Annotated in this window: 18 protein-coding genes; 7 read left to right on the forward strand and 11 right to left on the reverse strand. The window is 63.4% G+C overall.

What is annotated here, in order from left to right; translation table 11 throughout:
* The first annotated feature begins 74 nt into the window (after positions 1-74).
* Entirely contained in the window at positions 75-851 is a 777-nt protein-coding gene (gene xth, locus BX591_RS02510; RefSeq protein ID WP_111929132.1) for an exodeoxyribonuclease III, read from the forward strand.
* 118 nt (positions 852-969) lie between these two features.
* Here the strand turns inward: xth and BX591_RS02515 are convergent, their stop codons facing one another.
* Positions 970-3078, reverse strand: a complete 2109-nt coding sequence (locus BX591_RS02515; protein WP_111929133.1) for a prolyl oligopeptidase family serine peptidase — start codon at positions 3076-3078, stop codon at positions 970-972.
* Positions 3079-3245: 167 nt separating this feature from the next.
* On the opposite strand from BX591_RS02515, the gene BX591_RS02520 reads away from it, so the two are divergent.
* On the forward strand, positions 3246-3719 hold the full coding sequence (locus BX591_RS02520) for a hypothetical protein (protein ID WP_146749715.1): 474 nt from the start codon (positions 3246-3248) through the stop codon (positions 3717-3719).
* A gap of 69 nt (positions 3720-3788) precedes the next feature.
* On the opposite strand, the gene ntrC is transcribed toward BX591_RS02520, so the two are convergent.
* The 3 genes from ntrC to glnA all read right to left on the reverse strand — a co-directional run bounded on the left by ntrC (position 3789) and on the right by glnA (position 8242).
* Positions 3789-5303: a nitrogen regulation protein NR(I) gene (gene ntrC / locus BX591_RS02525; RefSeq protein ID WP_111929135.1), complete on the reverse strand. Its 1515-nt coding sequence runs from the start codon at positions 5301-5303 to the stop codon at positions 3789-3791.
* A 115-nt stretch (positions 5304-5418) separates the two neighbouring features.
* A complete protein-coding gene (gene glnL, locus BX591_RS02530; protein ID WP_111929136.1) occupies positions 5419-6561 on the reverse strand; it encodes a nitrogen regulation protein NR(II) in 1143 nt (380 codons plus the stop codon).
* Between the two features lie 265 nt (positions 6562-6826).
* Positions 6827-8242, reverse strand: a complete 1416-nt coding sequence (gene glnA / locus BX591_RS02535; RefSeq protein WP_111929137.1) for a type I glutamate--ammonia ligase — start codon at positions 8240-8242, stop codon at positions 6827-6829.
* 450 nt (positions 8243-8692) lie between these two features.
* On the opposite strand from glnA, the gene BX591_RS02540 reads away from it, so the two are divergent.
* Entirely contained in the window at positions 8693-9157 is a 465-nt protein-coding gene (locus BX591_RS02540) for a rhodanese-like domain-containing protein (RefSeq protein ID WP_111929138.1), read from the forward strand.
* 203 nt (positions 9158-9360) lie between these two features.
* Here BX591_RS02540 and BX591_RS02545 read toward each other — a convergent pair whose 3' ends face one another.
* The 4 genes from BX591_RS02545 to BX591_RS02560 form a co-directional block, all read right to left on the reverse strand.
* Positions 9361-10194, reverse strand: a complete 834-nt coding sequence (locus BX591_RS02545; protein WP_111929139.1) for a competence/damage-inducible protein A — start codon at positions 10192-10194, stop codon at positions 9361-9363.
* 30 nt (positions 10195-10224) lie between these two features.
* Positions 10225-11058: an EI24 domain-containing protein gene (locus BX591_RS02550; protein WP_111929140.1), complete on the reverse strand. Its 834-nt coding sequence runs from the start codon at positions 11056-11058 to the stop codon at positions 10225-10227.
* Between the two features lie 147 nt (positions 11059-11205).
* Positions 11206-12213: a sterol desaturase family protein gene (locus BX591_RS02555; RefSeq protein ID WP_111929141.1), complete on the reverse strand. Its 1008-nt coding sequence runs from the start codon at positions 12211-12213 to the stop codon at positions 11206-11208.
* 67 nt (positions 12214-12280) lie between these two features.
* Positions 12281-13300 (reverse strand): YVTN family beta-propeller repeat protein, encoded by a 1020-nt coding sequence (locus BX591_RS02560; protein WP_111929142.1) that lies wholly within the window; start codon positions 13298-13300, stop codon positions 12281-12283.
* Between the two features lie 578 nt (positions 13301-13878).
* Here BX591_RS02560 and BX591_RS02565 point away from each other — a divergent pair.
* A complete protein-coding gene (locus BX591_RS02565) occupies positions 13879-16035 on the forward strand; it encodes a YadA family autotransporter adhesin (protein ID WP_244146895.1) in 2157 nt (718 codons plus the stop codon).
* A 7-nt stretch (positions 16036-16042) separates the two neighbouring features.
* Here BX591_RS02565 and hrpA read toward each other — a convergent pair whose 3' ends face one another.
* On the reverse strand, positions 16043-20275 hold the full coding sequence (gene hrpA, locus BX591_RS02570) for an ATP-dependent RNA helicase HrpA (RefSeq protein ID WP_111929144.1): 4233 nt from the start codon (positions 20273-20275) through the stop codon (positions 16043-16045).
* Between the two features lie 23 nt (positions 20276-20298).
* On the opposite strand from hrpA, the gene argA reads away from it, so the two are divergent.
* From argA to proP, 3 genes are all read left to right on the forward strand, one after another.
* Positions 20299-21687, forward strand: coding sequence for an amino-acid N-acetyltransferase (argA, locus tag BX591_RS02575; RefSeq protein WP_111929145.1), 1389 nt, complete (start codon positions 20299-20301; stop codon positions 21685-21687).
* Positions 21688-21752: 65 nt separating this feature from the next.
* A complete protein-coding gene (locus tag BX591_RS02580; protein ID WP_035546551.1) occupies positions 21753-22028 on the forward strand; it encodes an oxidative damage protection protein in 276 nt (91 codons plus the stop codon).
* Positions 22029-22687: 659 nt separating this feature from the next.
* The gene (proP, locus tag BX591_RS02585; RefSeq protein WP_244146900.1) at positions 22688-24190 is read left to right on the forward strand and encodes a glycine betaine/L-proline transporter ProP; all 1503 of its coding nucleotides are present in this window, start codon (positions 22688-22690) and stop codon (positions 24188-24190) included.
* Positions 24191-24261: 71 nt separating this feature from the next.
* Here the strand turns inward: proP and BX591_RS02590 are convergent, their stop codons facing one another.
* A complete protein-coding gene (locus BX591_RS02590) occupies positions 24262-24759 on the reverse strand; it encodes a metallophosphoesterase family protein (RefSeq protein ID WP_111929146.1) in 498 nt (165 codons plus the stop codon).
* 28 nt (positions 24760-24787) lie between these two features.
* Positions 24788-25363 (reverse strand): TMEM175 family protein, encoded by a 576-nt coding sequence (locus BX591_RS02595; RefSeq protein WP_111929147.1) that lies wholly within the window; start codon positions 25361-25363, stop codon positions 24788-24790.
* Positions 25364-25458: the final 95 nt, after the last annotated feature.

A 25458-nucleotide genomic window follows, 5' to 3' on the forward strand; every position in this document is an offset into this window, starting at 1 on the left:
CCCGCCTTCACCGCCGGTTCTGCCGCACGATAAGATGCGGGACTATCGGAATCCCGCTGGAATGTGAGAGAAACATGAAAATTGCCACCTGGAACGTCAACTCCCTGAAAGTGCGCCAGCAGCACGTGATCGACTGGCTCGAAGCCAGCGGCACCGACGTGCTGTGCCTGCAGGAACTGAAACTGACCGACGACAAATTCCCGCGCGCCGAACTCGAAGAGAAAGGCTATCGCAGCTGGTTCGCCGGCCAGAAGACCTATAACGGCGTCGGCATCGTGGTCCGTGCGGGCCTGAGCGTCGACGAAGGCAGTGTGGTGCGCAACATTCCTGGCTTCGAAGATCCGCAGCAGCGCGTGATTGCCGCGACGATCGAAGGCGTGCGCATCGTCTCCGCATATTTCCCGAACGGCCAGGCGCCGGGCACCGACAAGTTCGCATACAAGCTGCGCTGGCTCGCCGCACTGCACGACTGGGTCGCGAGCGAGATGGCGCTGCATCCCAAGTTCGCGCTGCTCGGCGACTACAACATCGCGCCGGAAGATCGCGACGTGCACGATCCGAAAGCGTGGGAAGGCCAGAATCTGGTGTCGCCCGAAGAGCGCGCCGAGTTCGTGCGGCTGATCGCGCTCGGTCTCACCGACGCGTTCCGACAGTTCGAGCAGCCGGAGAAGATCTACTCGTGGTGGGACTACCGGATGATGGCGTTCCGCCGCAACGCGGGGTTGCGCATCGACCATATTCTGCTGTCGAAAGCGCTCTCGGAGATCTGCACCTCGTGCGAAGTCGACAAGGTGCCGCGCAAGTGGGAGCAGCCGTCGGATCACGCGCCGGTGGTGGCCCAGTTCGCTTGAATCCGCTTGAATCCGGCTGACCATTTGCGGTCAAACGCAAAAACGCCCGGTGCGCTGACTTCGCTAACCAGAAGTCCTGCACCGGGCGTTTTCGCTTGACGACCTTTCTTTCCGGCCTTTATAGCACCGCCGACGCGCCACTCAACGTCCGCCACAAAAACTCGAACACCATCGCGTCATGCTCGGCCTGCTCCAGTTCATCGGAGCCACCGTGGCCGCCCTCCGTATTCTCCCGATACCAGACACGCTCATGGCCCTGCGCCTGCATGCGCGCGGCCATCTTGCGCGCGTGTCCGGGATGCACGCGGTCGTCGGCCGTCGAGGTGGTGAACAGCACCGGCGGATACTCCACTTCCGCCGACACGCGGTGGTACGGCGAATACGCGGCCAGCACGCGTGCTTCGTCGGGCTCGTCGGGATCGCCGTATTCGTCGATCCACGACGCGCCCGCGTGCAGCAGGTGATAGCGGCGCATATCGAGCAACGGCACTTCGCAGACCACCGCGCCGAATAACTCAGGACGCTGCACCATGCACGCCGCCACCAGCAAGCCGCCGTTGCTGCCGCCCTGAATGCCCAGTTGCGCGGCGCTCGTCACGCCGCTGCCGATGAGCGCGTCGGCCACCGCCAGAAAATCGTCGAACGCGCGCTGGCGCTGCACGCCCTGCGCTTCCGTATGCCAGCGCGTGCCGAACTCGCCGCCGCCGCGAATATGCGCGACCACGTACACGCCGCCGCGCGCCAGCCAGCCGATGCCCTGCCCGGTCAGATAGCTCGGCAGCAACGGAATCGCAAAGCCGCCGTAGCCGCTCAACAAACAGGGGCGCGGGGATGCCTGCTCCGCCGCTTGCCCGGCGCGCGGGCCGATCACCGTGTACGGCACGCGTGTGCCATCGGCGGAAACGGCATGTCCGCGCGTCACGGCGTATTGCGTGGCGTCGAATTGCGTCGGCCAGCGGTCGAGCAATTCCCATTCGCCCGGATTCTCGCGCGCGAGGTCGGTGAGCCAGTAGGCCGGCGGTTGCAGATAGTCGTCGGTGTCGACGAAGACTTCGTCGTTGAGCGTCGGCTCGACCGGCGAGACGTCGGCTTGCGTGTCGTCGTGCGAGGGGAACAGGCGTTGTGCCCAATGCCACGTCTGATCGCCGTGCTGCGACGGCGTCCACAACAGCGTCCGGTTCTGCACGTCGTCCAGATACGAGACGATCAGATGGTTGCGCGTATGCGTCCACTCGCAGGCCGACGTGAGCGGCGTCGGCGTGAACAACGGCACGACGCCGCGCTCGCCGCGCAGGAACGCGTCCTCGCGAATCGCCAGCAATGAACCGCCCGGATGACGCACGCCGTCGCAATCCCAATCGAGGCGCGGTTCCAGCAACAGCCAGCCCTGCCAGCCGCCGACCCCGACATGCGACGGCACGTCGAATCGATGCCACACATCGGGCGCCCCGGCACTGTCGAGGTAATACGTGTGCGAGTCGAAGAAATCGACGCTGCTCGCCACCGAGTGGCGCTGTTCGACCGGATCGTAATGCGCTTCCACACCGATATCGCCGAAGGCGGCCTTGAAGACCACGGGCGCATCGGCCAGCGCGGTGCCGCGGGTCCAGCGCCGCACCTCGCGCGGATAGCCGGAGCGCGTCAGCGTCTTGCGACCGTTGTCCCAGCCGACGTAAAGCGTGTCCCGATCGATCCACGACGCCGTGTGCTTGCCGGCCTTCGCGATCGCGAACCCGCCGTCCACGAACCGCTGCGCGTCGATATCGAACTCGCGCACCACCAGCGCGTCCGAGCCGCCCGGCGACAGCGTGATCAACGCGCGATCGCCGTCCGGATAAAGAATGTCCAGTTCCACGCAGACCCAGGGCGTGCCTTCGGCCGCGCCGAGCGCGTCGAAGTCGAGCAGGGTCTGCCAGACAGGCGCACCGCTGCGCCAGGCGGCCCATGTGGTGCGTCGCCAGATGCCTTTAGGGTTGTGCTCGTCCTGCCAGAGGTCGTACGCCCAGTCCTGCCAGCGATCGGGAATCACCGGACGTTCGCGCGGCAGATAGGCGTCGGCGAGGCGTCGTTTGAGCGCTTCGAATTCGGCGCTATCGCACCATGCCGCGCGCGTGCGCGCGTTTTGCCGCTCGACCCAGGCGAGGGCATCGGCATCGTCGAGGTCTTCGAGCGACAGGAAAGGATCGGGGGAAAGCGGCCAGGAGAAAGAAGCGGGGGAAGCGGGCATCGTCGGCTGTCGGAGGAAAACAGCGTTGATTATGCCTTGTGGGATGGGGGAAGGTTTCGGCGGGTGAGATTGCGCGGTCGATGCCTCGCTATGTCAACATGACATCCGCTCACAGGACCGCTTGGACCCAGTGAAATCCTCCCGGAACAACAGCACAGCTCTCAACGATGAAAAAGCTATTCCTCGCTTTATTTATAGTGGCAATGTGCGGCATCGGCCGAACCTTCGCGGACGAAGCTCTGCCCCGCTTCAACGCGTTCCCCGTCGACAGCGTATTCAACGGCCAACCCGCAAAGGTGAAGATTATTTCGGCGCGGGATCGCAGATTCGCCACTCGCCTGCGTCAGTTAAGCGGCCAGAAACCAAACTACGCCGGGCACTACACGCTGGCGAGTTGGGGATGTGGTGCATCCTGCATCATGACTGTCGCGATTGACGCGAAAACCGGCGGTGTTATCTGGCTACCGTTCACGGTCTGTTGCTGGGATGCCGACGTCAACGAGCCGATCGAGTTCAGACACGACAGCAGCCTGATCGTCGTGCACGGTAGTCGGAACGAGACCGGCGGCGGCACCTACTATTACCGGCTGGAAGGTTCGGAATACGTTCTGGTGAAAGCCGTCGAGAAGACCGCGTCGTAGCGGCAGCAGCAAGACTTCAAAAGCCAAGGCGGTGAACATCCCGCCTTGGCCGATCAAACCATTCACGCGTCACGGCTCGAGATTCAACTCCTGAATCTTCCGCGTAATCGTATTGCGCCCGATCCCCAACCGCTCCGCCGCTTCCACCTTACGGCCCCGCGTGAAATCCAGCGCCTCGCGAATCACCGCCGCTTCAAAGCGCCGCGCGAGTTCGTCCATTACGTCGGCGGCGTTTTCACGCAGCATGCGCGCCACTTCGGTACGCAAGCCGCCTTCCCAGGCGCTCACCGTCGACGCCACCACCGGCACGCCGCCACCCGCCACCGGATGCGCTGCCGCGCCGACACCGTTGATCGGCGCCGTGCCCGCCAGCCCCGCTTCACCCGCGCCGATCAGGCCGCCGGCGCTCAGATCGGAGACTCCCGCCTGCGCCGGACCGAGATCGGGCGGCAAATCCTTGATCTCGATGGTCTGCGCGGGCGCCATCACCGTCAGCCAGTTGGCGAGATTCTCCAACTGCCGCACATTGCCCGGAAACGGCAACGACGCCAGATAAGCCAGCGCCTCTTCGGACACGCGCTTCGGCTCGACGCCGAGATCGCGCGCGCTCTTCTGCAGGAAGTGGCGCGTGAGCAGCGGAATGTCCTCGCTGCGCTCGCGCAACGCCGGCAAGCGCAAACGGATCACATTGAGCCGGTGATACAAGTCCTCGCGAAACAGGCCCTGACGCACGCGCGATTCGAGATTCTGGTGCGTCGCCGCGATCACCCGCACATTCGCGCGCAACGGATTGTGCCCGCCGACCCGATAGAACTGACCATCCGACAGCACGCGCAACAAACGCGTTTGCAGATCGAACGGCATGTCGCCGATTTCATCGAGAAACAGCGTGCCGTTTTCGGCCTGCTCGAAACGCCCCTGGCGCATCGCCTGCGCGCCGGTGAACGCGCCGCGCTCGTGGCCGAACAGTTCGGATTCCAACAGATCCTTCGGAATCGCCGCGGTGTTCAGCGCGATGAAGGGGCCATTCGCGCGTGGGCTATGCCGGTGCAACGCACGCGCGACCAGTTCCTTCCCGGTGCCTGATTCGCCGGTAATGAGCACGGTGGCCGCCGAATGGGACAAGCGGCCGATGGCGCGAAACATGTCCTGCATGGCCGGCGCCTGACCGAGCATTTCCGGCGCCTCGGCGGGACGATCGTCCCACGTCTGCTCGCCGCGCATACTTTCGTCGACCGCGCGGCGGATCAGTTCGACCGCCTTGTCGACGTCGAACGGCTTGGCGAGATATTCGAACGCCCCGCCCTGAAACGCGGCAACCGCGCTGTCCAGATCCGAGAACGCGGTCATGATGATGACGGGCAAACCCGGCACCTTGTCGCGTACGGTCTGCAGCAATTCGAGACCGGAACCGCCCGGCATCCTGATGTCGGACACCAGCACCTGCGGACTGTCGTGATCGAGCGCCGCGGAGGCCTCGCGCACGTTCGCGAAGCTGCGGGTCGCGAAGTTTTCGCGGGCGAGCGCTTTTTCGAGCACCCAGCGAATCGATTGATCGTCGTCTACTATCCAGATCGGCTTCATATAGGTCGGTCAGAAGTCTTAAGAGCGCCCCCAAACCTGTCGCTTCGCGCCAGGCCCCCCGAGAGGGTGTGAGAAAACTTGGGGCGGCCCGGCGTTTTCTCACTAGGCGTTAGTTTTAGCAGTCGAGCGGCAGCAAAATCTGAAACTCGGTGTGGCCCGGCCGGCTATCCACCTCGATCAAACCGTCGTGCTGTTGCACGAAGGTCTGCGCGAGCGTCAAACCGAGACCGCTACCGTCCTCGCGCCCCGACACGAGCGGATAAAAAATACGGTCGCGGATGTCCTCGGGAATGCCTGGGCCGTTGTCAGTGATATGCAAGTCCAGTGCCAGCTTACATAAGCGTTTCGACACGGTGATCTTGCGGGCAATGCGGGTGCGCAATTCGATCCGCGCATCGCCTTGCGAAATCCGTTCGCGCAGCGCTTCGGCCGCATTGCGCACGATGTTCAGCAGCGCCTGGATCAGTTGTTCCTTGTCGCCGCGCAAGTCGGGCACGCTCACGTCGTAATCGCGTTCGATCGTCAGGCCGCGCGGAAACTCCGCGAGAATCACCTGGCGCACGCGCTCGCAGACTTCGTGAATATTCACGTCGCCGACGATATGCGGGTGACGGTGCGGCTCCAGCAATCGGTCGACCAGCGTCTGCAGCCGGTCCGACTCCTTGATGATGACCTGCGTGTACTCGCGCAACTCGTCGCGCTGACGCTCGCCGAGTTCGAACTCGAGCAGTTGCGCCGCGCCGCGAATGCCGCCGAGCGGGTTCTTGATTTCGTGCGCGAGATTGCGGATCAGTTGCTTGTTGACCGCCGTGAGATCGTTGATGCGCTCTTCACGATCGGTACGCAGATGCCGCTCGTTCTCGAACAGTTCGAGCAGCACATAGTCTTGCGCGCTCTCCAGAAAGCCGACGATCGCGTGCACATGCAGCGACTCGTGGCCCGGGCGTTCGAGCACGGCGTCCAGATGGGTCGCGTGAAAACGGTTGGCGGCGATCGCGGAAATGGTCGCGACCAGCTCGTCCCCGTTGGAGAAAATCTCCCCCCACGCCATCTGCGTCAGTTGCTTGCGCGAGAGTTCGAGCATCGACTCCGCGGACGGATTCGCAAACGCCACGCGCAGCGTGCGCTTTTCGAGCACCAGCACGACCGTGGGCAACGCCTCGAAGCCCGGCAACAAACCGGAGCCGACGAGTTGGACGTCGTCCGACAGCGACTGCTCGTGCCCTTTCCTTGCCTTGATCAGATTCTTGAGAACCATCTTGCAGTCTTGCCGATAGGAGATGGTGATAAAACGGGGTGTCAGTTCAATCTGTTGCTTGTTTTGCTTCTGCTACGCGTTGTTGCTTCTGCTACCTGTTGCTGCTCTAACCATGACGCTACGTGCCGGAGCCGCCCATTGCGACGAAGCCGCAAACGTTGTGCGCGCTCTAACAAAAAAGGGACGGCGCCGCCGTCCCTTCGTGACCGATCGCGAGCGTCGGGTCAAGCGCTTCGCCGGGTGACGGGCGAAGCGCCATGACCGCTTACAGCGAGTAGTACATTTCGAATTCGATCGGGTGCACCGACTGACGATAGCGTTGCAGCTCGCCCGTCTTCAGTTCGATGTACGCGTCGAGCATCGAGTCCGTGAACACGCCACCGCGCGTCAGGAATTCGCGGTCCGCGTCCAGCGCGTCGAGAGCCTGATCGAGGCCGGCACACACGGTCGGGATCTTTGCATCCTCTTCCGGCGGCAGGTCGTACAGGTTCTTGTCGGCGGCTTCGCCCGGGTGAATCTTGTTCTGCACGCCGTCCAGACCCGCCATCATCAGCGCGGAGAAGCACAGGTACGGATTCGCCATCGGATCCGGGAAACGCGTTTCGATGCGGCGGCCCTTCGGGTTCGACACGTGCGGAATGCGGATCGATGCCGAACGGTTGCGTGCCGAGTAAGCCAGCTTGACCGGTGCTTCGAAGTGCGGTACGAGGCGCTTGTACGAGTTCGTCGACGGGTTCGTGATCGCGTTCAGCGCGCGAGCATGCTTGATGATGCCGCCGATGTAGAACAGCGCGAATTCCGACAGACCTGCGTAACCGTTGCCCGCGAACAGGTTCGTGCCGTCTTTCCAGATCGACTGGTGAACGTGCATGCCCGAACCGTTATCGCCGACCACCGGCTTCGGCATGAACGTCGCCGTCTTGCCGTACGTGTGCGCGACGTTGTGGATGATGTACTTCATTTGCTGCAGCCAGTCGGCGCGTTGCACCAGCGTCGAGAACTTCGTGCCGATTTCGTTCTGGCCCTGGCCCGCGACTTCGTGGTGATGCACTTCGACCGGAATGCCGATCTGTTCGAGCAGCAGACACATTTCCGAACGGATGTCCTGGAACGTGTCGACCGGCGCGACCGGGAAATAGCCGCCCTTGGTGCCCGGACGGTGGCCGGTGTTGCCGCCTTCGAAGTCCATCGACGACGACCACGGTGCTTCTTCCGAACCGATCTTGACGAACGTGCCCGACTGGTCCGTGCCCCACTTGACCGAGTCGAAAATGAAGAATTCGGGTTCCGGACCGAAGAAGGCCGTGTCGCCCAGGCCCGTGCTCTTCAGGTACGCTTCGGCGCGCTTGGCAAGCGAACGCGGGTCGCGCTCGTAGCCCTTGCCGTCAGCCGGTTCGACCACGTCGCAGGTCAGCACGAGAGTCGATTCTTCGTAGAACGGGTCGATGAAGGCCGTGTTCGCGTCCGGGATCAGCAACATGTCCGATGCTTCGATGCCCTTCCAGCCGGCAATCGACGAACCGTCAAACGCATGGCCGCTTTCGAACTTGTCTTCATCGAATGCCGACACCGGCACCGAAACGTGTTGCTCTTTGCCGCGCGTGTCGGTGAAACGGAAGTCGACAAACTTGACGTCTTCGTCTTTGACGAGTTGAACGACGTCGGCCACGGATTTACTCATAACCTATCTCCTGATTAACGAATTCGGCGGATTCAGCCGCCGCCCAATCTAGCTGACCCGCCCCGGCACGTCCACCCCTTCAGCGGTGAGGAGGACCATAAAGAACGGCTGGAACAAATCGATCGGCACCAATAAAGCAGCTTCTGTGCCACCCATGCGCCAAGCCGGCGCAAAACCACACTGCACGCGCGTTTGCGGGGAACTGCCGCACCGCGCGATGAACCACGATGAAATCTTCAGGCCAAATCACGCACCAAATACGTGCATTCAGCGAACGACACCTGCCGACATTATTTATTTTGGTGCATGCATGTCATTTTGCACCATGAATGAGCGCGGCCGAAGCTTGTGCGCCAGCACCCACGCCGCCGGCCTCGCTGCATTCGCGCGCCCTTCGCGCCTTCCGCCTCGCGCTAGAATGGGCATTTGGTCCGAAGGAGACTTACGCTCATGGCCACGCTCGAACAGCTCTACGCTTTGGCGGACAAGCGCCGTACCGACAACCAGTTGCCCTACGCCGGCGCGGTGTTGCCCGCCGAGGCGTTCGAACTGTTGCAGCTCGATCCGCGCACGCGTCTCGTCGACGTACGCACCCGCGCCGAACTCGACTGGGTCGGCCGGCCGGTGATCGGCGACGGGCAATACGCGCACGTGGAATGGACCCGCTATCCGGGCGCGGTACCGAATCAGGAATTCCTTCAGCAGTTGAGCCAGCTGGCGACGTCCGATACGCCGGTGCTGTTTCTGTGCCGCAGCGCCGCGCGCTCGAAGCTGGCCGCGATCGCCGCCACCCAGGCCGGCTACACGAAGGCGTATGACCTGCTGGAAGGCTTCGAAGGCGACAAGGACGGCCAGGGGCATCGGAAGACGGTGTCGGGCTGGTGCTTTCGGGGCTTGCCGTGGCTCGGCGCGTGACGGCGGTGCGCAGCGCGGTCTGAGTCCGAGTGTGCCGCGCGCCGTGGCGAAGAGAACGGAGGTTATCGTCGGCGTCGAATGTGACAGGCGAATGATCTGCCGGTGCCACGGTCGCAGAGCCCTTTGCGAGCGCCATTGAAAACGGGCGCCTTAGCGCCCGAATCAGGTCAAACTTCAAACTTAAAACTTCAAACCCGCCCTTATCACTCGCGCGCTTTGGCGGCCGCCGCCACCTCGGGCTCGACGATGTCGCCGCCCAGCAGATGCACCCCTTCGCGTAGTTTGACGAACGCCGCCGCCACCGCTTCCGGCTCGCCCTTCACGCCGAGATCGATATGATGCCGCGCGTACACTCCGCCGCGCTCGGCGTCGCCGACACTCGGCAGACTGAACACCCGCACGCCCGGAAAATCGTGTTCGATCTGTTCCATCAACGGCGTCAGACGCGACTCCGGCAACTCGAACACCAGTAACGATTTCTCCGCATGCGGCATGGCGTGATGCAGATCCGCGTATTGCGTGTCGAGCACCCACTCGATCATCGGCCAGGCCATCACCGGAAAGCCCGGCACGAAGTAGTGCTGGTTGATCGAAAAACCGGGAATCTTGTTGTAGCCGTTCGGAATGATCGACGCGCCCTGCGGATACGTGCCCATATTCAACCGATGCCGGTTCTCAGGCGAATCCAGATCGAGCGGCGTCGCCGCGTTCGCCGGATACATGTCGCGAATGCGCTCCTGAATCAGCGTGGCGGCTTCCGGATGCAACGCGAGCGGCACACCGAGCGCGGCAGCTGCGCACTGCCGCGTGTGATCGTCCGGCGTGGCGCCGATGCCGCCCGTCGAGAACACGATATCGCCCGACGCGAAGGTTCGTCGCAGCGTCGCGGTAATGCGCTCGGGATCGTCGCCGATGTACTCCGCCCAGCCGAGCGACAATCCGCGCGCGCCCAGCAATTCGATGACTTTCGGCAGATGCTTGTCGACCCGTCTGCCCGACAGGATTTCATCGCCGATGATGATGACGCCAAATGCCATTGCCGCCTCTTTTGCCTGGTCAGTAATTCATCAATAAGGAACCGGCGCCGCGTGCCGCACGCCGCCGTGCTCTTCCGCGCGCATACGCTGCAACGCGCGCAAACAGTAGTAGCCGAACCATAGCGCCGAAAATACGAGGATGAACGCGTAAATCCAGATCGTCAGCGCGGTGACCACCGGAAACAGCACGATCAGCCACACCGACGACGCCCACAACAGCGTGGGCAACGAACCGAGCAGACCGCTGGCAATGCCGATCAGCAGCAGCGGCAAGCGGAAGCGCCGCACCAGCGCGCGCCGCTCCTCGCGGGTGGCATGCAGCGCGAGCGCGTCGTAACTCATCACACGATAGGTCAGCCAGCCCCACAGCAGCGGCGGAATCAGCGCGAAGAACGGCGGCACCAGCCACAGCGGCAGCGTGACGATCAGCAGCACCAGACACACCAGCGTGGTCCACAACGCCTGGCCGAGGCTACCGTACCACGTTCCGCCGCGACGCATTTCGAGGCTTGCAAACTGGCGCGCCGCCAGGAAGCGGATGACTGACGGCATCGATAGCGTGGCGATCAGCAACAGCACGGTGACGACGATCAGCGGAATCGCCATCGCGATCACCAGAAACGGCGCGACCGCCGTATGCAGCGCCGAAAAGCCGAGCCAGTCGAACAGCCGGTACAGCGTTAGCGTGAACGACCAGCTGTCGAGCCAGCCACGCGTGGCGCCGATCAGCGTCTGCCACGAGAACCACAGAATCACGCCCCAGCCGACCGTCGCCGCGAAAAATGGCATGAAGGTCAGCCAGAGCATGCGCGGGTGGAGCGCGCTTGCCAGCGCGCGCCCGAACGAGCGCAATAGATCATTCATGCGAGCCAGTGCCGGTGAACATAACGATGGAATGAGGAAAGCCGCGCGCCGCGCCCAAAGCTTTTGCCTTCGGGACGCGCGAAAACCTGAACAGGATAAACCACGTGACACGCCGACGGGGAACCGTCGGCGCAATGAAGGAGAGGCTCAAACGGGCGTGGCGTCGCTGTCCGCGCCGCGTTCGCCGCCGCGTTTCGACGCGAGGCGCCGGGCAATCCGCGCGAACGCGAGGCCGTGCTGCGCCCAGAAACCGTCGCCGTAGCGGCGGCCCTGCAGTTGATCGCTGATGCCCGTCGGCTCCATCACGCGGCTCCAGGAGACGCTGCGAAACAGCATGTCCCACCACGGAAACAGCACGCCGAAGTTGCAACCGTACTTCAGCCCTTCGTGGCCGTATCCGATTGCATGATGGCGGCGATGAAAAGTCGGGCTGACCAGCAAGCGCTCGCCGAGCCAGCCGAAGTACAGGCGGATGTTCGCGTGCTGCACGCTCTGCGCGAGATTGGTGATCGCCACCAGCACGACGAATTGCGACGGCGGCACGCCGATCACCAGTGCGATCACCGCGAAGAACGAGGCCTGCAGCAGATCGTCGAGCAGATGATTGCGGTCGTCGGACCAGAGCGACATCTGCTGCTGGCTGTGATGCACGGCGTGCAATTCCCACCACACGCCGATGCGATGCTGCCAGCGGTGGTACCAGTAACCGGCGAAATCGAGCACCAGCAGATACATCACGAACGTGACGAGCGGTTGCGTGGTGACGCCGGGCCACAGATTGTCGAACTCGAGATTCGCGATGTCGTGCAGGCGCAGCCACGCCTGTACGTTGTCGAACAAAGGCTGCAGCGCGAAGAAGAAAAACAGATTGAGAATGCCGAGCTTGGCGATCCACGTGTAGATCACGTCGACGCGCACCGCACGGCGGTCGGTCCACCGCTCGACCGGACGCAGCGCCTCCAGCGGGCGCAGCACCGCGTACATGGCCAACACTTCCAGCACGCCGACGATCACCCAGTAGAGGCTGTCGTAGGTGTCTTCGTCGTAATCCATCAGGTCGAAGCGGAACAGCAGAGGCTGCACCACGTCGACGTACAGCAACGTCTGCACGGCGGAGACGAAGCTGTCGAGGGAGGCGAAAATCAGATGGAACATGGTGCTGGCCTGTTACTTCCTGCGTCGTTGCGCGCCTCGCCGGGGAGCGCCGGGTACGAAAAACGCGTCAAGCGCCGTTCGGTGCCGTGACCGGTGCGCGATTGTAGAAATAGATACCGTGCGGCGAACGGCCCACGGCGATCGTCTGGATCAGCTTGCGGGTTGTCAGGTCGATGATACCGACGTGCTTCGCGAAGCGGAACGTCACCCACAGATAGCGTTTGTCGGCGGATAGTTCCATGTCGTCCGGTCCCGGCATCAGGCCGGTGATGTCGCCGACGTTGGTGAGCGTGTCTTCGTCGATGATGCTGATCGTGCTCGCCACCCGGTTCGACACCGCGACGTGTTTGCCGTCGGCGAGCGAGCGGAAGTTGTGCGCGCCCTTGCCAGTCTGGATGGTCTTGACGATCTTCTGGTTGCGCCAGTCGACCACCGCGACGTAATCCGAACCGGTCATGCCGATCAGCAGATACTTCTCGCCCGGCGTCATCCACAGGCCGGCCGGCACCTTGCCGACTTTCATTTTCCATTTGACGGTTTGGGTGGCCAGATCGATCGCGGCCAGCTCACCCGACACCTGCAGCGTGACGAACACCGTCTTGCTGTCGTTCGTGAACGCCATGTGGCTCGGCATGACCGCGAGCGGCAGGCGCGAGGCCAGCGTCATCTGGTTCTTCTGGCCGTCGTAGTGATAGATGTCGAGCCGGTCCAGACGCAGGCCGGTGGTGACCAGCCACTTGCGGTCAGGCGAAAAGCCGATCTGGTAAGGATCTTCGATGTTCTCCACCCAGCGCTGCACCTGGCCCGTTTTCGGGTCGACGAACATCAGATTGTTGGACACCGAATTCGCGACGATCAACGACGAATTGTCCGGCGTGGACATCAGATGGTGCGGTTCCTTGCCGGTCGGCACCGTGCCGACGACCTGGTGCGTGGCTTCGTCGATCAGGCTGAGCGTAGCCTCGCCGGAGTTGAGCACGATCACGTTGTTCGCGCGCGCCGCGGGAGAGAAAAAACCGGTTGCCGCGACCACTGCCGCGCACGCCAGGACCGTGCCGGTCAAGCCGGAGAAGGAAAAATTGCGCATGAAAACTCACTTCGGGAGAACGTTCGTCATTGTAGAACGTTTACTGTGCTGCAAGGTTGAGATGGGTCGGGCGTTGGATGGGTTGGCGGTACGGTGTGGTGTTTTCGCAGCGAGCGGCAACAAAAATAAAAACTGCTGCGCGTCGTAAATTTTAAACGTAGTACGGAGCCCTCCCGTTCAATTCTTAATTCTCACATCGAAAATCAAAATTACTCTAATTTTATCTGTACGATTTCGCGACTTATTACCCCGCACTCGCTTTATTTAATCCACAATTTAGCTCGCACCTCGAAAATAAGAAGTTCTAAAACTACGATATTTCGAACCGATTTTAATTTTCGGATTTATCCCATCACCGCGCCGCTCGAACCTTGGCCAAAATAGCGCTAGCCACGCATTGCACGCCTTCGCCGGCAGCATGCTCGGCACGTGCTCGCTCAACATAATCTGAGCCGCTGCGTGATTTTTTCCCGTATGAACTCTTACCACCCATCAAATCCTATAAACGGAGCGAGTACAGCCGAAGCGTCGATTTAATTTACAAACCCATTTTCGGAGAGCCATAAAATATGAGAAGAATGATTGAATCAGTGCGGAGTGACGCGATCGGCAAAGCAGACGGTCCGAAGCACAGCACACGCGTTAAAACCGGCTTCGTTAATCAGCGCAAACTCGCCCCAGCCCGGTTGACGCTTTGCGCCGCCGCGCTGCTCGGCGGCATGACAACCGTTCACGCCACCCCGCCCCCCACCCTCGCGGAACATTACTTCGACGTCGGCACGCTGCCCACCGGCACCGACGACGCCTCGGCGACCGGCCAGAACGCCTTGGCCGTCGGCCCGGGCGCGATGGCAAGCGCGGAGGCAGCGCTCGCGCTCGGCGAGCGCGCCACGTCGAAAGGCCGGCGCGCCGTCGCCATAGGCTACGAGGCCAGCGCGTCGGGTCTGTTCAGCGTGGCGTTCGGCAGTAACGCGAATGCCACCCGCGACCTGACGCTGTCGCTAGGCGCTTATTGGGTCGCCAGTGCGGAGGAGGCCACGGCCACCGGCTACGCCGCACGCGCCACCGGGCAGGCGGCAACGGCCGTCGGCGGCAACACCGAGGCCAACGGCTACGGCAGTGCGGCCTTCGGCGCTTATGCACTCGCCGCCGCAACCGGTGACGTCGCGTTGGGTTACGGCGCAAGCGCGAGCGCCGGCTACAGCGTCGCGATGGGCCCGTGGGCCCGGGCTTACGGCTCGCAAAGTCTCGCCTTGGGCGGCAGCGCGGTCGCCGACGGCGACTCCGCCATGGCGGTGGGCAGCCGTGCGCTTGCGGACAGTCCGGGCGCGATCGCAGTCGGCAGCGTCGCCACGTCGACGGCAACGAACGCGACCGCGATCGGCGCGGGCGCGGGCGCCACGGCCGACCAGTCGTCGGCGTTCGGCGCCGGAGCGTTCGTCTCGGAGGTGAACAGCGTGGCGCTCGGCGCCGGGGCATTCGTCTCGGAGGTCAACAGTGTGGCGCTCGGCGCCGGCTCCGTCGCGGCTCCGCTGACCGGAACGGTCTACCTGCCGGCCGGCTCGGACGCCTCGCTGATCCAGGGCATCCATCCGATCGGCCAGGTCTCGATCGGCTCCACCGGCAACGAGCGCCGCCTCACCCATGTCGCCGCCGGCGCGAACGACACCGACGCGGTCAACGTCAGTCAGTTGAGAGCGCTGGAGGCCAGGGTCGACGGTAGTTCGGCAACACTCAACGGCGCGGTGAATTACGACCGGAACGCGGACGGCACCCTCAACCGCAACGCCGTCACGATGGGTGGCGACACCGCCGCCGGCGGTACGCTGATCCATAACGTCGCGAATGGCGTAGAGGTGGGTGACGCGATCAACCTCGGCCAGTTGAATTCGGCGATCAACAGCGTCGTCAGCAATGTACTGGCGGGCGATGCCATCGCGAACCCACTCTTCAGCGCCAACGGCGACCCCGACACCGAAGGCGCGGCGGCGTCGGCAACGCACTCGGTCGCGGCCGGCGCGAACGCCCAGGCTTTCGGCGTGAGCGCGGTGGCCATCGGCGCAAGCGCGAGCGCAGGCGGCAACGGCGCCGTCGCAATCGGCTCGGGCGCGAGCGCGACCGGCAGCAACGCCGCGTCGTTCGGTTCCGGTTCGAGCGCCAGCGGCAACAACGCCGCCACACTCGGTTCCGGTTCCACCGCGAGCGGCGCGAACGCCATTGCGATCGGGGTGAACTCAAGCGCGAGTGGCAATAACGCAACCGCGCTCGGCATGTCGTCGAGTGCCGGCGCCGACAATGCCGTGGCATTGGGCCAGGGTTCGGTCGCGGATCGAGCCAACACCGTGTCGGTTGGCGCGGCGGGCCAGGAACGGCAGATTGCCAATGTCGCCGCCGGCGTGCAAGGCACGGACGCGGTCAACGTCAATCAGTTGCAACGGGTCACGAGCGGCGCGCTCGCTCAGGCGAACGACTACACCGATAACCAGATCCGCTCGGCCCGCCGCGACGCTTATGGCGGTACGGCGGCCGCGCTCGCCGTAGCGGGCTTGCCGCAAGCGGTGCTGCCGGGGCGCGGCATGATGGCGCTGGCCGGCGGCACCTACGGCGGACAATCGGCGCTGGCGATCGGCGTGTCGCAACTCTCGGCCACCGGCACGTGGGTCTACAAGGTCCAGGGCACGACCGACTCGCGTGGCCAGTTCGGCGCATCGTTAGGCGCCGGCCTGCATTGGTGAACGCCACTCACCGCTGCATCGACTCCCACACCTTGTGAAGCCGCTTCACCGAGACCGGCATCGGCGTACGCAACTCCTGGGCGAACAGCGAAATCCGCAGTTCCTCCAGCAACCAGCGAAACTCCGACAAACGCGTGTCCAAGACTCCACCGCGTTGCGCGACCGCGCGCTGGTAGTTCTGCCAGAGCGGCTGAAACTCGGCGAACTGGCGTGCGTCGCGTGTGGGGTCCGCTCGCAGCTTGTCGATACGCAACACCATGCCCTTCAGATAGCGCGGAAAATGCGCCAGTTGCGAGTACGGCGTGTCGACCACGAAGCGCTTGCCGATCAGCGCATCGAGCTGATTCTGCAGATCCGCGTGGGCGGCGGTGAACGTGCGGGCCTGCACCAGCTTCTTCGTCACCGTCGCGTATTCGGTGAGAATCAGCCCCACCAGACGCGCGATCTCCTGCGCCAGCAAGGTCAGCCGGCTACGGCCTTCGTCGCGGCGCGCGTGGAACGAAAGATCGTCGGTGGGCAGCGGATCTTGCAAACACGCGCGATCCAGCGCGGTATCGATCAATTGATCGCGCAACTCTTCCTGCGTGCCGCGCGGCATGAACTGCATCGCCATTTCGCGCAAGCCCGGCAGGTTCTTTTCGAGGTATTTGATCGGCTCCTTCAACTGCAGGCCGAACAGCCGCCGCAAACCCGCCCGATGAATCCGCGCGGCTTCTTCCGGCGAATCGAACACTTCGACGTCGCAATGCGTGCCGCGATCCACCAGCGCCGGATAGCCGAACAAGGTCTGCCCGCCGCGACGAATTTCGAGCAACTCGGGAAGCTTGCCGAAATTCCACGTGGTCAGCTTTTCGTACAGCGCGGTGCCAGCCGTGGCGCTTTGCGGCGCGCCAGCACTCGCACCCGGCCCAGCCTTGCCGCCGCGTTGCGCCACCGCACCTGCGCTAGCTGCCGCAACGGATTGCCCACCTTGCCCACCTCGTCCACCCGACTGCACAGCCGCCGCGACACTGCCGCCGCCGGCGTCCGCCAGCGCCGCACCCGCCGCGCTCGACGCGATCTTCTGAAAATGCTGCTGCGCCTGGCTGCCCAACTCCGAACGCAATTGCGCCATGTTGCGGCCCATCGCGAGCTGACGGCCGTGTTCGTCGACGACCTTGAAGTTCATGAACAGATGCGCCGGCAAGGTCTCGAGCTTGAAGTCGGCCTGCTTCATCGCGATCTGCTTCTGCTCGCGAACATCGGCGATCAGCGACTCGAGCAAGCCGCCCGCGCCGTAACGCGGCCCACCATGCCGCTCGACGAAACCCGCCGCGTACTCGGGCAATGGCACGCAGTGACGTCGCAATTTCTGCGGCAGGGACTTCAGCAACAGCTGCGCCTTCTCTTTCAGCATGCCCGGCACGAGCCACTCGCAGCGTCGCGCGTCGACCTGATTCAGCGCATACAGCGGCACGGCGAGCGTCACGCCGTCGCGCGGCGAACCCGGCTCGAAGTGATACGTCAACGCCATCTCGACGCCCGACATCGTCATCCGCTTCGGGAACAGATCGGTGGTGACGCCGGCTGCCTCGTGACGCATCAGATCGTCGCGCGACAGATACAGCAGGCGCAGTTTGTCTTCGGTCTGGCCGGCCGCTTTCAGCTCGTCGCGATACCAGCGCTCGAACGCCGCGCCGGTGTGAATGCCCTGCGGCACCGCCTGATCGTAGAAGCCGAAGATCAGCTCGTCGTCGACCAGTACGTCCTGCCGCCGCGACTTGTGTTCGAGTTGCTCGATATCGGCGAGCAGTTTGCGGTTGTGCGCGAAGAACCCGAGCTTCGTATCGAACTCGCCTTCCACCAGCGCGCCGCGAATGAACAGCTCACGCGCGCGCGCCGGGTCCTGTTTGCCGAAACTCACCCGGCGGCGGTGATAGATCGGCAGGCCGTACAGCATGGCCCGCTCGAACGCCGACACCTGCGCCGCGCGCTTTTCCCAATGCGGCTCGGACAGCGATTTCTTCAACAGATGCGCGCCGATCCGCTCGATCCACTCCGGCTCGATCTTCGCGATACAGCGCGCGTACAGCCGGCTCGTCTCGACCAGTTCGGCGGCCATCGCCCACTTGCCGGCTTTCTTCACGAGCGCCGAGCCCGGCCACAAATAAAACTTGATGCCGCGCGCGCCGAGGTAATACGGTTCGTCGTCGGCTTTCAGGCCGATGTTGCCGAGCAGGCCGGTCAACAACGCGAGATGGATCTGCTCGAAGGTGGCTTCCGCTTCGTTCAGACGCCAGCCGTGTTCACGCACCACGGTGAGCAATTGCGAGTGCACGTCGCGCCATTCGCGCAGACGCATTTGCGACAGGAAGTTCTTGCGGCATTCCTCGTGCAACTGCTTGTTCGACTTCTTGTGCGTGATGGCTTCTTCGAACCAGTTCCAGATTTTGAGCCACTGAAGGAATTCGGAGTGGTCGTCGGCGAACCGGCGATGCGCCTGGTCGGCCTGCTCCTGCGCTTCGATTGGCCGGTCGCGCGGATCCTGCACGGACAACGCGCTGGCGATGATCAACACCTCCTTCAGCGCCTGCTGATCGCGCGCGGCCAGAATCATCCGGCCCACGCGCGGATCGAGCGGCAGGCGTGCGAGCTCGCGGCCGAGCGGCGTGAGCTGGTTGTCGTCGTCGACGGCGCCGAGTTCATTGAGCAGCTGATAACCGTCGGCGACCGCGCGGCCCGGCGGCGGTTCGATGAACGGAAACGTTTCGATCGCGGTCAGGTGCAGCGATTTCATTCGCAGAATCACCGACGCCAGCGACGACCGCAGAATCTCCGGATCGGTGAAACGCACGCGCCCCTGAAAATCGCTTTCCTCGTAGAGACGAACGCAGATGCCGTCGGCAACCCGGCCGCAGCGCCCGGCCCGCTGATTCGCGGCGGCTTGCGAGATCGATTCCACCTGCAACTGCTCGACCTTGTTGCGGTACGAATAGCGTTTCACGCGCGCGAGGCCGGTGTCGACCACGTAGCGAATGCCCGGCACCGTCAGCGAGGTCTCGGCAACGTTGGTTGCCAGCACGATACGCCGCGTGTTCGAAATACGAAACACGCGTTCCTGTTCGGCGGCGGAGAGCCGCGCGAACAGCGGCAGAATTTCCGTGTGCGGCGGGTGATGTTTGCGCAGCGCCTCGGCGGCGTCGCGAATCTCGCGCTCGCCGGGCAGGAACACCAACACGTCGCCGGGGCCTTCGCGGCACAGTTCGTCGACGGCGTCGACAATCGCGTCCATCAGGTCGCGGTCGCTTTCGCGCTGGGTTTTAGGGCGCTCAGGACGCTCAGAACGCCCGCGCCCGCCGGCCGGCGAACCCGCCGCGCTCTTCGTGCCCTCCGCGGCCTTCACCGCCGGACTGTCTTCGACGACCGGCCGGTAACGCACTTCGACCGGATACAGACGGCCGCTCACTTCGATCACTGGCGCGGGTTTTTCGTCGCTGCCGAAATGGCGCGCGAAGCGATCGGCGTCGATGGTCGCCGAGGTCACGATCAGCTTCAGATCGGGACGCTTGACGAGAATTTCCTTCAGATAGCCGAGCAGAAAATCGATGTTCAGGCTGCGCTCGTGCGCTTCGTCGATGATCAGGGTGTCGTAGGCTTTGAGCAGCGGATCGGTCTGCGTTTCGGCAAGCAGAATGCCGTCGGTCATCAGTTTGACCGACGCGCCCGGCGACAGATTGTCGGTGAAACGCACCTTGTAGCCGACCACTTCGCCGAACGGCGTGCCGAGTTCCTCGGCGATCCGGCGGCCGGTGGCGGACGCAGCGATCCGGCGCGGCTGCGTATGGCCGATCAGACCGGCGCCGCCCGCGCCGAGGCCGCGCCCCAGCGCGAGGCAGATTTTCGGCAACTGGGTGGTTTTACCGGAGCCGGTTTCACCGCAAACGATCACGACCTGGTTTTCCGCGATCGCTTTGGCGATCTCGTCGCGGCGGCCGGAGACCGGCAGCGCTTCGGGGAAGGTGATCGGCGGAATCGGATTCGGTTCGACGACGCGCGGCGCGCGGGGAACACGCGGCGGATTTTTTTTCTGCGCGTGCGTCTGCGCGCCCGGTTCCGGACGACGCGTTTCGCGCGCCTTTTGTGGCGTGTTTCGGTTGGCGTCCTGCGCAGGACCGCGTCCGGCGTCGCCGGTGTTCAACTGATCGCCGGCCGGCGCCGGATTCTCGTTCGCCGCAGCGGGACTTTTGGGTACATTCGACATGGGGGCGCATTATAATCCCCGGCATGAATTCCCAAACCGACCTCGTCCCCGCGCCCGCGAGCGTTCCGGCCCCCGCCGGAACAACGGAAAACCTCGCCCAGCATGCGCAATTCGTCGACTGGATGCGCTCAGTCGCCCCTTACATCCACGCCTTCCGTAACAAGACCTTCGTCGTCGGTTTCGGCGGCGAGGTGGTGCATCAGGGGCTCCTGAATGCGCTCGTGTCCGATATCGCGCTGTTGCAGGCCATGGGCATCCAGATCGTTCTGGTGCATGGCTCGCGACCGCAGGTCGAAGAGCAGATGAGTCTGCACGGCGTGGAGTCCGAGTTTTCGCACGGCATGCGCATTACCGACGCCCGCGCACTCGAGTCCGCCAAAGAAGCGGCCGGCGAAGTGCGTCTGGATATCGAGGCGGCGATCAGCCAGGGCTTGCCGAACACGCCCATGGCGCACGCACACATCAGCGTGGTGTCGGGCAACTTCGTGACGGCGCGCCCGGTCGGCATTCTGGATGGCGTCGACTTCGCCCACACCGGCGTGGTGCGCAAGATCGACGCGGACTCGATCCGCCATTCGCTCGCGAGCCGCAAGCTGGTGCTGTTGTCGCCGCTCGGCTTCTCGCCCACCGGCGAAGCGTTCAATCTATCCATGGAAGACGTGGCCTCGGCGGCGGCCATCGCGCTGCGCGCCGACAAGATCGTGTTCCTGACCGAAACGCCGGGCCTGATGGAAGACGGCGAAGAAGGCCCCGAACTGCTGCGCGAACTGTCGCTCGACGACGCCTACAAGCTGCACGAAAGCGGCGAAGTCACCGGCGACGCGGGCTTCTACCTGAAACACTCCATTCGCGCCTGCCGCGGCGGCGTGGCGCGGGCGCACATCATCCCCTACGCGCTCGACGGCAGCCTGCTGCTCGAACTGTTCCTGCACGACGGCGTCGGCACGATGATCTCGTATGAGAACCTCGAAAGCCTGCGTGAAGCCACCCCGGACGACGTCGGCGGTATTCTCGCGCTGATCGATCCGCTCGAATCGGACGGCACGCTGGTGCGGCGCGGCCGCCATCAGATCGAACGCGACATCGACCATTTCTCGGTCATCGAGCACGATGGCGTGCTGTTCGGCTGCGCGGCACTGTATCCATACACGCAGGAGCGCATCGGCGAAATGGCCTGCCTGACGGTCGCCCCCGAAGCGCAAGGCACCGGCGACGGCGAACGGCTGTTGAAGCGTATCGAGCAACGCGCACGGGCGCGCGGCCTCACACGTATTTTCGTGCTCACCACGCGCACCGAACACTGGTTCCTCAAGCGCGGCTTCGTCAAGGCAACGGTCGACGACCTGCCTGAAGATCGTCGCCGGCTCTATAACTGGCAGCGCAAATCGCTCGTGCTGATGAAACAGCTCTGAGCAGCGCCGCGATCGAGCGACTGCCCGTCCCCACATCGATAACAGGATTCAAGGAGAAGCACAGCATGACTCGTATGGTTCAATGCGCGAAGCTCGGCAAGGAAGCCGAAGGCCTCGATTTCCCGCCGCTGCCCGGCGAACTCGGCAAGCGGATCTACGAAAGCATTTCGAAGGAAGCCTGGCAGGCGTGGTTGAAGCAGCAAACCATGCTGATCAACGAAAACCGTCTGAACATGGCGGACCCGCGCGCGCGCCAATATCTGATGAAGCAGACCGAAAAGTTCTTCTTCGGCGAAGGCGCGGATACCGCGCAAGGGTATGTGCCGCCAACGGCCGAGTAAGCCCGCAATAAGCCCCCAATAAGCCCGCAAAAATCCGCGCCGCGTGCGCGGATTTTTTTCGCCCGGAATTCTCCAGACGGTCCATTTCTGGGCCACTTTTAAGCCTCCTTTACATACCGTTTCAATTCGCTCAATCCCCCGCCCGGCAAGGGATTGAACCGATCCGCCAAGGCTCGCGCGGAGCCTTGGGTTTGCACGATCCTCTGTCATCGTGCTAACATGTGCATCGTTCCAACAGCATTTCACCTTCATTCGCGTTCTTTTCAATATAGTCTTGCGTGCGTTTTTCGCCTGTACGCAGACCTGAATCGAACAGTTTTTATACAAGAAGGCTCGTCGGTCGCTTCCCCGCCTCATGTCACTCAGTGAGCGGTGAATTCACACCGGCCTTTTTCGTTTCAAGCCTTCCAGCGGCGCGTGGGCCAGCTTCCAGCCACCCCATCGTCCTCGTGCACCTGCCCCCCTTCCACGGCCACGCAGGTGCAACAGCAAGCACAATCTAGACGAGTGTTTTTTCGCGAGATGTCTCGCGAGGCACGGGCGTTGTCGTTTTAGCGCCCATTTCGCTCCTTCGCCGGTTCCGGCGACGGGCGCGGCCTTCGCTTTGGCTCGCGAAACGGCACTTCCCCAGCACCCGTGGCGGAACGTTCATGCGCATCATGAGTTTCGTCGCAGTCATTGGAGTTTTTACCTTGACCGCTTCCAGCAACGGCTTCTGGCGACACCACAAACAAGAACAACGCCTTTCTCTGGACGACATCACCGTCGTCGACAAATCTCTCCTCAAGCGGGCCGTCGGCGCCATGGCGCTCGGCAACGCAATGGAATGGTTCGATTTCGGCGTGTACAGTTACATCGCCGTCACGCTAGGTAAGGTGTTCTTTCCGTCGGCGAGTCCGGCTGCGCAGTTGATCGCCACGTTCGGCACGTTCGCCGCGGCGTTCCTCGTGCGGCCCATCGGCGGGATGGTGTTCGGGCCGCTGGGCGACCGGATCGGCCGGCAACGCGTGCTGGCCATGACCATGATCATGATGGCGGTCGGCACTTTCGCGATCGGCCTGATTCCGAGCTACGGGTCCATCGGCATTTTCGCGCCGGTGCTCCTGCTGGTCGCGCGTCTGGTGCAAGGCTTCTCGACCGGCGGCGAATACGGCGGCGCGGCCACCTTCATCGCCGAATTCTCGACGGATAAGCGCCGCGGCTTCATGGGCAGCTTCCTCGAGTTCGGCACGCTGATCGGTTACGTGCTCGGCGCGGGCACGGTCGCCGTGCTGACCGCGACGCTCTCGCACGACGCGCTGCTCTCGTGGGGCTGGCGTGTGCCGTTCCTGATCGCGGGTCCGCTGGGTCTGGTGGGTCTGTATATCCGGATGAAGCTCGAAGAGACGCCCGCGTTCAAAAAGCAGGCCGAGCAACGCGAAGCGGAAGACAAGGCGCTGCCGAAGCAGTCGTTCGGCCAGTTGCTCGCGCAACAGTGGAAGCCGCTACTGCTGTGCGTCGGCCTCGTGCTGATTTTCAACGTCACCGATTACATGGCGCTGTCGTATCTGCCGAGCTATCTGTCGGCCACGCTGCACTTCGACGAAACGCACGGCCTGTTCCTCGTGCTGCTCGTGATGGTGCTGATGATGCCGATGACACTCGCCGCCGGTCGCCTGTCGGATGCGATCGGCCGCAAGCCGGTCATGCTGTTCGGTTGCGTGGGTCTGTTCGCGCTGTCGATCCCCGCACTGCTGCTGATCCGCATGGGCACAGTGCTGCCGGTGTTCGGCGGGCTGATGATTCTGGGCGTGCTGCTGTCGTGCTTTACCGGCGTGATGCCGTCGGCGCTGCCGGCGCTGTTTCCGACCAAAATCCGTTATGGCGCGCTGGCGATCGGCTTCAATATCTCGGTGTCGCTGTTCGGTGGCACGACGCCGCTCGTGACCGCGTGGCTGGTCAACAGTACCGGCAATCTGATGATGCCCGCGTACTACCTGATGGGCGCCTCGCTGATCGGTATCGTCTCGGTACTCGCACTGCGTGAAACGGCGCGTAAGCCGCTGCTGGGCTCGGGACCGTGCGTGGCGACGCGTGCGGAAGCGCATGCGGTGCTGCGCGGCGAGCGTGAAGCGGCGGAGATGGACGAAGGGTATGCAACGGCGGCAACGGCGCGCGCCTGATAGATAGAATGATCGATTGATCGATTTAAAATCGTACGAAACGGGTCGACAGACATGTCGGCCCGTTTTTTTTATGTCAGCAGCAAATCAAAGGTTGCGCTGGCGTGTGCGCCGTCCACCAGCACTATGCCGGCGGAAATCGGCAGCCTGAAGCGCCGTGGGCCCGCACTGCCCGGATTGACGAACAGCACGCCGTCACGCTCGCTGATCGACGGTTTGTGCGAATGGCCGGTCACCACCACGCCGATGCCCTGGCTGCGTGGGTCGGCGGGGACGTCGGCGATATCGTGAACGACGAGGATCGTCACCTGATGGACGGTTAGCGTTGCGTGCGTCGGCAACGAGGCGGCCCAGTCGCCCGTGTCGTTGTTGCCGCGCACGGCGGTGACGGGTGCGATCTGAACCAGCGCGTCGAGCACGGCCGGATTGCAGATATCGCCCGCGTGGATGATCGCCTCGCAACCCGCGAGATAGTGCAGCGCCTCCGGACGCACGAGGTTATGCGTGTCGGCGATCAACCCGATACGAGCAACCGCGGGTGCTGCGAGGTTGAGTGTGGCTGAAGACATTGTCAATTCCTGAGCACCCCTCGCCGCCCTACGCTTCCAGCACGTGTTCGATGCGCCGGTCCGGCACCAGCCACCATGCGGCGGCAAGCGCATAGAGCGTCACGGAAAGCCACGGCACGATAAACGCCAGCACGATCCCCGCGAGATAGATGACCACCGAGACCTTGCCCTTGAAGTCGTTGCCGATCGCCCTGGCAAGCGTCGAGTCCCGTCCATGCTCGCGGATCAGCACGAGCGTCAGAATGAAATACGCGATCGCCGACATGATCAGCACGATGCCGTACATCGCGGTCGGCCACGACGCCAGATGATTTTCGCCGACCCAATGCGTGACGGCCGGCAGCAGCGACAGCCAGAACAGCAGATGAAGATTCGCCCACAGCACCGCGCCATTGACCTTCTGCACGGTATGGAACAGGTGATGATGATTGTTCCAGTAGATGCCGACGTAGATGAAGCTCAGCACGTACGCGCAAAACACGGGCACCATGGGGCGCAGCGCGGCGAGATCGAAGCCGTCCGGCACCTTCAATTCAAGCACCATGATCGTGATGATGATGGCGATTACGCCATCGCTGAAGGCTTCGACGCGTCCTTTGCCCATCGCTCGGGTTCCTGAGAATGAATGCGGTTGGGCGCACAACCCGCCGGTACGTGTGCCCCGTCACCGGCGGCTCGCGCCGAGGGCGATTATCGACG

The sequence above is a fragment of the Paraburkholderia bryophila genome (assembly GCF_003269035.1).
GTDB classification, from domain to species: domain Bacteria; phylum Pseudomonadota; class Gammaproteobacteria; order Burkholderiales; family Burkholderiaceae; genus Paraburkholderia; species Paraburkholderia bryophila.